Source organism: Lachnoanaerobaculum saburreum DSM 3986 (genome assembly GCF_000185385.1).
Lineage (GTDB): Bacteria > Bacillota > Clostridia > Lachnospirales > Lachnospiraceae > Lachnoanaerobaculum > Lachnoanaerobaculum saburreum.
In genome coordinates this window covers 2,611,335-2,619,612 of the sequence record NZ_GL622296.1, presented here as the reverse complement: position 1 = coordinate 2,619,612, position 8,278 = coordinate 2,611,335, and the positions used below count along the sequence as shown (strand labels likewise).

Annotated in this window: 9 protein-coding genes; all 9 read left to right on the top strand. The window is 37.6% G+C overall.

Features of this window, described 5'->3' with window-relative positions:
• Positions 1-119 precede the first annotated feature (119 nt).
• Positions 120-1,463 (top strand): hypothetical protein, encoded by a 1,344-nt coding sequence (locus HMPREF0381_RS12130; protein WP_008752283.1) that lies wholly within the window; start codon positions 120-122, stop codon positions 1,461-1,463.
• Positions 1,464-1,473: 10 nt separating this feature from the next.
• On the top strand, positions 1,474-1,884 hold the full coding sequence (locus HMPREF0381_RS12125) for an HIT family protein (RefSeq protein WP_008752282.1): 411 nt from the start codon (positions 1,474-1,476) through the stop codon (positions 1,882-1,884).
• Positions 1,881-2,498, top strand: a complete 618-nt coding sequence (locus HMPREF0381_RS12120; RefSeq protein WP_008752281.1) for a rhomboid family intramembrane serine protease — start codon at positions 1,881-1,883, stop codon at positions 2,496-2,498. Before HMPREF0381_RS12125 ends, HMPREF0381_RS12120 begins: the two co-directional genes overlap by 4 nt.
• Before the next feature lie 119 nt (positions 2,499-2,617).
• Positions 2,618-3,025, top strand: coding sequence for a hypothetical protein (locus HMPREF0381_RS12115; RefSeq protein ID WP_008752959.1), 408 nt, complete (start codon positions 2,618-2,620; stop codon positions 3,023-3,025).
• Between the two features lies 1 nt (position 3,026).
• Positions 3,027-3,983 carry a hypothetical protein gene (locus HMPREF0381_RS12110; RefSeq protein ID WP_008752279.1) on the top strand — a complete coding sequence of 319 codons (957 nt, stop codon included), beginning with the start codon at positions 3,027-3,029 and terminating at the stop codon, positions 3,981-3,983.
• Positions 3,980-4,852, top strand: coding sequence for a diadenylate cyclase CdaA (gene cdaA / locus HMPREF0381_RS12105; RefSeq protein WP_008752278.1), 873 nt, complete (start codon positions 3,980-3,982; stop codon positions 4,850-4,852). Before HMPREF0381_RS12110 ends, cdaA begins: the two co-directional genes overlap by 4 nt.
• The gene (locus HMPREF0381_RS12100; RefSeq protein WP_008752277.1) at positions 4,836-6,134 is read left to right on the top strand and encodes a CdaR family protein; all 1,299 of its coding nucleotides are present in this window, start codon (positions 4,836-4,838) and stop codon (positions 6,132-6,134) included. Before cdaA ends, HMPREF0381_RS12100 begins: the two co-directional genes overlap by 17 nt.
• A gap of 13 nt (positions 6,135-6,147) precedes the next feature.
• A complete protein-coding gene (locus HMPREF0381_RS12095) occupies positions 6,148-6,417 on the top strand; it encodes an HPr family phosphocarrier protein (protein ID WP_008752276.1) in 270 nt (89 codons plus the stop codon).
• Positions 6,418-6,430: 13 nt separating this feature from the next.
• Positions 6,431-8,155, top strand: a complete 1,725-nt coding sequence (gene ptsP, locus HMPREF0381_RS12090) for a phosphoenolpyruvate--protein phosphotransferase (protein ID WP_008752275.1) — start codon at positions 6,431-6,433, stop codon at positions 8,153-8,155.
• The last annotated feature ends 123 nt before the right edge of the window (positions 8,156-8,278 follow it).

Here is an 8,278-nt window from a genome sequence, read left to right as displayed (position 1 = left end):
TTTTTTGTTATACTTAATGCAATTATAATGAAAAAAACAGCCATGTAGTGTATAATGGCAGTAGAGTTGAGTGAATAGTAACATTGAGACTTTAAATTGAATAATATAATGGAGTAAATATGAAAAAGAAAATACTGTTACCACTTTTTGCTTTCGGTTTGATTTTGTCTTCACCTACAAATGTATATGCAGAAGGTTGGTCGAAATCAGGTTCTGATTGGATTTACTTGGATAAGAACAATGATAAGGTTACAAATGAGTGGAGAAAAGGTGCTGATGACAAATGGCGTTATTTGAATGAAAACGGTTTGATGGCAAAGGACAGCTGGGTTGATAATGACGAGTACTATGTGGATGACCAGGGGCTTATAACAGAGGGATGGAGAAAGCTCAAAGACGGTAATGAATATTATTGGGCATACTTTCAAAGCGGAGGCAAAGCGGTAAAGGGAAGTTGGAAGAATATAAACAACAAATACTACTATTTTGATGATGACGGAAAGATGCTTACAGGCTGGATACTTGACAATAACTACTATATAAAGAGTGACGGCACTATGGTGACAGGTTGGTATAAGCTGTTGCCGCCTGACAGTGAAGAACAAAAGCCGGGTCCAAACTCAGGCAATAAAGAGAAATGGTTTTATTTTACAAATACGGGAAAGAAGTTCAAGCCTGTACTTAACGGTGGCGCCAAGTTCGGTGAGAAAAAGATTGACGGTACAAGATATGCCTTTAATGAGAAGGGTGAACTGGTATCAGGTTGGATGCAATTGGCAGGCGGATCAAATCCGACTATAAAGAATTTTAAATATATGAATGAAGACGGAACGGTAAGAACAGGTTGGTATTCCTTAGAACCGCCGGAGGCTTTGGCAGGTAATTACAATCATCTGGTAGAGTGGTTTTATTTCTCATCTACAGGAGAACCATATGCATCAAAGACTGAAAAATTGAATGTAAATAATATTGTGAAGATAAACGGCAAACAGTATCTTTTTGACAAAAACGGAACACCTGTATACGGTCTTCAGAAGGTTTATCAGGGGAATACTTACAGTGCTTATTACTTTGGAGAGAGTTCACAGTGCTATATTATTAAAGGCAAACAGAATATAAAAGAGTCTTCAGGTAAAAATGAAGAGTATTTTTTCCAGGTATCTACAGGTAAGGGGCTTACAGGAACTAAAGATTCAAAGCTTTACTATAAAGGCAGACTTGTAAGAGCGAATGAGTCTATGAAATATCAGGTCTTTGCAGTGCCTAATGAAGACGGCAACGGAGTTACATACTATGTTGTAAATGCTTCGGGAAAGGTTGCGTCAAATGCGAAGGTAAAGGATGCTGATAAGGTGGAATATAAGACCAATTCTTCAGGAGTGTTGACAGCAATAGACGGCAATACAAATATAAGCGGAACTTTTGACACTCCACAGGAACCGGATTGGGTAAATAATGATTGAGAGGTGAAAAATGGATTGTATTTTTTGTAAGATAGCAAATGGTGAGATTGTATCAGATACGGTTTTTGAGGATAAGGACTTCAGAGTAATACTTGATTTATCTCCGGCAAGTAAGGGGCATATGCTTATTTTGCCGAAAGTTCATGCCAGAGATATCACTGAGCTTAGTGAGGATATAGCAGGCAGAGCAGTCGTACTGGCAGGAAAGCTTGGCAAGGCGGCAATGGTAGGCCTTGGTGCCACCGGATTCAATACACTTGCAAATACAGGTGAGAGTGCAGGACAGACAGTTTTTCACTGTCATATACATGTTATACCGAGATATGATGATGCATCAAGCATTGTGAGTTGGACTCCGAAAAAATCCGAGAAGGAAGTGCAGAAGGAGACTGCAAAGAAAATATCGGAAAGCCTTAGATGATGGAACTTGGTATAAGTAAGAGAAACTATATTACTATCGGCATAATTATAATAAATATAATATACTTTTTATTTCTTGAGACACATGGCGGTTCAGAGGATACTATGGTAATGTTAAGATACGGAGCGGCATTTCCTGAGAACATAAAAAACGGTGAGTATTACAGATTGGCGACTTCCATGTTTATGCATTTCGGAATAGAACATATTGTCAATAATATGCTGATATTGGTATTGCTTGGCGGAAAGCTTGAAGATATAATGGGACATTTTAAGTTCTTTATAATATATATGCTTTCAGGAATACTTGCCAATATAGCATCAGACCTTGCTCAAACAATGACCGGAGATTTTGCAGTCAGTGCAGGAGCATCAGGTGCAATATTCGGAGTAGTCGGAGCATTGCTTGCATCACTTGTACTTAGTAAAGGTAAGATAAAAAACCTGAACCTGTATCAGATAGCGGTATCTTTGGGCCTTATGTTATATGCGGGATTTAAGACTACAGGTGTTGACAACATTGCACATGTAGGCGGGGCTGTCAGCGGAGTTTTTATAGGTCTGATACTTTACAGGGACAATTCTGAAGCACAAAGTGATAATGATATTTTCTAAATAATATTTTCAAAAAGCTATGTACATTTTGTGCATGGCTTTTTGCTATATTTGCTATGAAACTCTATATATGGTATAATGACAGAAATGTTGCAAGAAGTTTTTTAGTGGGAGATGGTATGCTAAACGAAGAGAAAATAAGACAGATGACGGAATTAGCATTATTGAAAAAAAGCAAGGGCGAGCAGATGTTTGAGATTGATAATTATTTCAAAGAAGACTATGTGGGTAAACATATGCTTAGGTCTTTTTTTGTTTATACTGTTTGCTTTGCTCTGGTAGTTGTTTTGGCCATTCTTTACAATTTAGAAAATTTGATGTCAAGTATGAATCCGATTGGATTGCTTTCAGTTATATATATATTGATATATGTACTGGGACTGCTTAGATTTGAGATTATTACATATAGATTTTTTTCAAAAAAATATGATGAGGCACAGAAAGATTTGAAAATATATAATGACAGATTGAATTATTTTGAAAAAAAGTTTGACAACAAAGATAAATTGCAAAATAACGGAGGTTAGAATGCTGCATTTATATGTATTCAGAAACAGCTTAAAGAGTTTCTATGCGAAATATTATTCAATAATAGATAAAGGAATTAAATATATAATATTATTTACAGCTATGATGCTTATAAATATGAATCTGGGATATCAGACAAAGCTTACAGTGATACATATTCCTATAGTTTTGTCTATAATAGGTGCTTTTTTGCCATATATGGCAGGTGCATTTATAGTGGCGATATTTCTTTTGATACATTTGCTTGCGGCATCATTTGAACTGGCATTGATTGTCGGCATTATATTTATACTGACAATCTTCATATATTACAGTTTCGGTAAGAAGGACAGTGTACTTTTAATTATTGTTCCTATCTTTTTTGCAATTAAGATACCATATGTTATTCCGCTTGTTGTAGGTCTTATGGGAAGTGCCGTAAGCATTATACCGATTTTGGCAGGAGTACTGATTTATTTTACATGCCTGTTTGCAAAGCAGAATATCGGATTGCTTACCAATACTCAATCTGTAGATATTACACAAAGATACACACAGGCTATTAACGGTATCTTTTCAAACAAGACTTTGCTTTTGTTTTTGATTGCTTTTGCACTTACTACATTTGTAGTGTATATGGTACACAAACAGAATATAGACTATGCGTGGCAGATTGCCATAGCGGCAGGTACCATTGCTATTTTAGTCAGTATTTTTGCAGGGGATTTTATTTTTGATATATCAGTTCCTCTTTTGGAATTTATAATAGGACTTGCAGTATCTGTTATTTTTGCATATATCTATAATTTCTTTGTGTTTTCAGTGGATTATACAAGGACAGAGTATGTTCAGTTTGAAGATGATGATTATTATTATTTTGTAAAGGCTGTACCGAAGATTACCATTACAGCCGCAGACAAGAAAGTACAGTCATTCAGCACAAAAAAGAAGAACAAAAATAATGGGGGTAGTGAATGAACATAGTCACGAGGTTGATACGTGATGGACTTTCATATTTTCCACATATCGGAATTGTCAATATATTGGAAATTCTGATTATTGCATATATTGTATATGAGATAATGGCATGGATCGGCAAGACAAGGGCATGGACTTTGCTTAAGGGTTTGCTCATTATAGTCGGTTTTACCGTAGTTTCATATATATTGCGCTTTGATGTTATATTGTGGATAATGGGAAGGATTGCGACCATTGCGGTTACTGCGCTTATTATAATATTTGCTCCGGAACTTAGAAAGGCTCTTGAACAACTTGGAAATAAGAATATAATGAATCTCTTCACTTTTGACAGCAAATCAAGTGATGACGGTATGAGTGAGCGTACTGTTGATGAACTTATAAATGCGGCTTTTACTATGTCAAAGCCGAAGACAGGTGCTTTGATAGTAATTGAGAGAAATGAGAATCTGGCATATATAGAGAAGACAGGAATTTTGATAAACGGTATTGTTTCAAGTCAGCTACTTATAAATATATTTGAGCATAATACTCCTTTGCATGACGGTGCGGTACTGATACGAGGTAATACGGTAGTTTCGGCGACCTGTTACCTTCCGCTTTCCGAGAATATGAGGATCAGCAAGGATTTGGGAACCAGACATAGAGCCGCCATAGGCATCAGTGAGGTATCGGATTCAATTACAATAGTAGTTTCCGAGGAGACAGGCAGAGTATCTGTAGCAATCGGGGGTAACTTGATAAAGGTAAATGACAAGGAGGGACTTAAAAGAGAACTCTCTGTTCTGTTGGAAGATAGGAAGGAAGATAAGAATATTTCTTTATTATCAAAGTTGTTGAAAGGAAGAGGTAATGATAAAGACAAATAATCTTGTTTTGAAAATTAGCTCTTTGGCTATAGCATTTTTGGTCTGGATCATTGTAATAAATGTTTCCAATCCGATAGTGACAAGGAATACAAATGTACCTTTGAGTGTGGTGAATGCAAATATTATCACAGATGCCGGTAAGACATATTCTTTGATAGGAGCTAATTCAATAACGGTAAGTTATGAAGTTCGCAACAGGGATGCAGGAAGGATATCGTCTTCAGATTTTAAGGCATCTATTGATCTTGGGAATATGTATGATATAACAGGTGCCGTACCGATCACGGTGGATATAGTCAATAATAAAAATTTGATAATAGGTGCAGTGGCATCTAAGCCTAGTATTATCAGGGTAAGTATTGAAGATCTTCAGAGGAAGGAATTTACACTTACGACCAAGATTATAGGAACTCCTTCAGACGGGTATTCTGTAGGTGAGGTAAAGCTTGATAAGACTAATGTGGTTGTTACAGGTCCGGTATCCGTGATTGGTCAAATCAGTCAGATTGGCGTTGAGATAGATGTATCGGGACGCAACAGTAATGAGAGCGGTAAAGCTGAACTGAAGTATTTTGATGCCAACGGCAATCCGTTCATTATATCAGATAACAGAGTCGGTAAGAGTTTTGACAGTGTCGGCTATAGATTGGTGATGTTAAACGGAAGGACATTGTCACTTAACTTTGATGTAAGCGGAACTGCCGCAAACGGATATAGGTTCATAGGTGCTGAAAGCAGTACAAAGTCAATACAGGTAAGAGGTCAGCCGGATGCACTTGAAGGTCTTAATGCCGTCACTATTCCGGCAAGCGCACTCAGTGTTGAGGGGGCTACAGGTGATGTGACTGTGACTGTTGATGTAAATAATTTTTTACCTCAGAATGTAACGGCAGTGGGAGACTCTAATGTGACTGTTACATTGAAAGTGGAGGCACTTGACAGAAAGTCACTTACACTGACCGTAAATGATCTGAATATAATAGGAGCCAAGTCAGGTGTACCTACAATTATTGTGCCTGAAAAGATTACGGTTGTGGTATCGGGACTTACCGCAAATCTGGAGTCTGTGACCAATGCGGATCTTAAAGCAACACTTGATGTAAGTGAGATGAACACAGGCAGCAATACAGGAAGTCTTAAGTTTGAGCTGCCTGCCGGATTGATTGTGGACTCATATACTCCTTTTGAAGTGATAATAGGAAATCATACAAATGAAAAAAATGAAACGACAACAACGGTAGAACAAAGCAGTACCGAAACAAGTATGTCTACTGAAAATTAAGGGAGGTTTTTGGATGGTTTCAGAAGAGTTGAAGTTGATAAATCCAAGCGGATTGCATTTGAGACCTGCAGGTAGCTTATGTAAAGAAGCCTTGAAATATGATTCTAAAATAAATATTATATTCAAGGATGCTACAGCAAATGCTAAGAGTGTACTCAGTGTACTTGCTACATGTGTAAAATATGGTGATACCGTCACCATTACATGTGAGGGAAGAGATGAAAAGGAAGCAATGGAGGCATTAAGGAATTTAATAAATTCCGGTTTTGGTGAAGTAAAGTAAGTAGAGGTTTATAATGAAAATTTACGGTGTAGGAGCAGCCGAGGGTATCGGTATCGGTATTGCAAAAGTAGTCAAGGAGCAGAGTGTTGAGGTTGTAAAAAGAGCTGTTTCAGATACTGAGGCTGAAGTAGCGAATTTTATAGAGATTTTGGAACTTACCAAGATAGAAACAGAGGAGATGTCAAAGTCACTGGAAAGGAATGCTTCAGCAAAGGAGGCGGAAATACTGGTTGGACATATTATGCTTATGTCTGATCCTATGCTTATTGATGAGATGGTAAATCTTATAAAGAATGAAAAGATCTGTGCCGAGTATGCAATCGAAGGAGTATGTAATCAGTATGCCGCAGTATTTGCTTCAATGGATGATGAGCTTATGCAACAAAGAGCGGCAGATATGAGAGATATCAAAAACAGGCTTATAAAGAAGATTTTGGGACTTGAAAGTAATGACCTTTCAACACTTCCACATGGCAGTATTCTGGTAGCCAAAGATCTTACACCGTCTATGACAGCAGGACTTAATCCTGAGAATGTGTTCGGTATTGTGACTGAGTTTGGAGGAAAAACATCTCATTCCGCAATACTTGCAAGAGCACTTGAGATACCGGCTGTAGTCGGATTATCTGATTTACCGCAGGATATAAAGGATAACACTGAGATATTGCTTGACGGTGAGAGCGGCGAGGTTATCATACTTCCGACTGAGGATGAAAAGAAAGAGTATACAGGTAAGAAGAAAAAATATGATGAAAATAAGGAACTTCTAAAGAAATATTTGACACTGCCAAGTGTGTCAAAGGACGGTAAAAAGGTAGAGATAGCGGGAAATATAGGAAGTCCTGAGGATGTTAAGAAGGTAATAGAAAACGGCGGCGAGGGAATCGGACTTTTCAGAACGGAATTTTTATTTATGGACAGGGACTGTATACCTACTGAAGAGGAGCAGTTTGAAAGTTACAAGCAGGTAGGAGAGGCTATGAACGGAAAGCCTGTGATTATCAGAACTCTCGATATCGGCGGCGATAAAGAAATTCCATATATGGGTATTGAACAGGATGAAAACCCGTTCCTTGGATATCGTGCAATCAGACTTTGTCTTGACAGAAAGGATGATATATATATACCGCAGCTTCGTGCCTTACTTCGTGCAAGTGCCTTTGGGAATATAAAGATTATGTTGCCTCTTATCACATCTATAGATGAAATAAGAGAGGCTAAATCTCTTATAAAAGATATAAAGGCTGAACTTGATGAAAAAAATATTGCATACAAGAAAGATATTGAAGTGGGTATAATGGTGGAGACAGCTGCGGCTTCAATACTTGCAGATCTCTTTGCAAAAGAAGTGGATTTTTTCAGTATCGGTACAAATGATTTGATTCAGTATACAATGTCGGTAGACAGATGTAATGTAAAGGTTGCAAATCTCTATTCCGCATTTTCACCGGCAGTACTTAGAAGTATTCATAGAATCATTACCGAGGGCAAGAAGGCAAAGATTATGGTAGGCATGTGTGGAGAGGCTGCTGCCGACCCTTTACTGGTACCTGTGCTTTTGGCTTGGGGGCTTGATGAATTTTCTATGTCGGCTTCAAGTATATTGAAGTCAAGGCGGACAGTTTCACTTTGTGACAGTAAAAACTTAAGAACTAAGGCGGATAAGGTGCTTGAGATGGAAACTGAGAGTGAAATCAGAGAATATCTGAAAAAATTAGCAGAGGAGCTTGGATGTTAATATATCTGTTTGGCAGTCTGTTGGCTTATTTACTTTCCCGGATAGAGCTGTATGCACTGTCCGGGACTGTTCTTTTTTTGGTGGCATTATATCTTTATATTAAAGAATATAGATATTCAAATT

Coding starts and splice junctions, on each gene's coding strand:
- HMPREF0381_RS12120 (WP_008752281.1), top strand. CDS start 1,881: ATGATGGAACTTGGTATAAGTAAGAGAAACTATATTACTATCGGCATA.
- HMPREF0381_RS12125 (WP_008752282.1), top strand. CDS start 1,474: ATGGATTGTATTTTTTGTAAGATAGCAAATGGTGAGATTGTATCAGAT.
- HMPREF0381_RS12110 (WP_008752279.1), top strand. CDS start 3,027: ATGCTGCATTTATATGTATTCAGAAACAGCTTAAAGAGTTTCTATGCG.
- cdaA (WP_008752278.1), top strand. CDS start 3,980: ATGAACATAGTCACGAGGTTGATACGTGATGGACTTTCATATTTTCCA.
- HMPREF0381_RS12115 (WP_008752959.1), top strand. CDS start 2,618: ATGCTAAACGAAGAGAAAATAAGACAGATGACGGAATTAGCATTATTG.
- HMPREF0381_RS12100 (WP_008752277.1), top strand. CDS start 4,836: ATGATAAAGACAAATAATCTTGTTTTGAAAATTAGCTCTTTGGCTATA.
- ptsP (WP_008752275.1), top strand. CDS start 6,431: ATGAAAATTTACGGTGTAGGAGCAGCCGAGGGTATCGGTATCGGTATT.
- HMPREF0381_RS12095 (WP_008752276.1), top strand. CDS start 6,148: ATGGTTTCAGAAGAGTTGAAGTTGATAAATCCAAGCGGATTGCATTTG.
- HMPREF0381_RS12130 (WP_008752283.1), top strand. CDS start 120: ATGAAAAAGAAAATACTGTTACCACTTTTTGCTTTCGGTTTGATTTTG.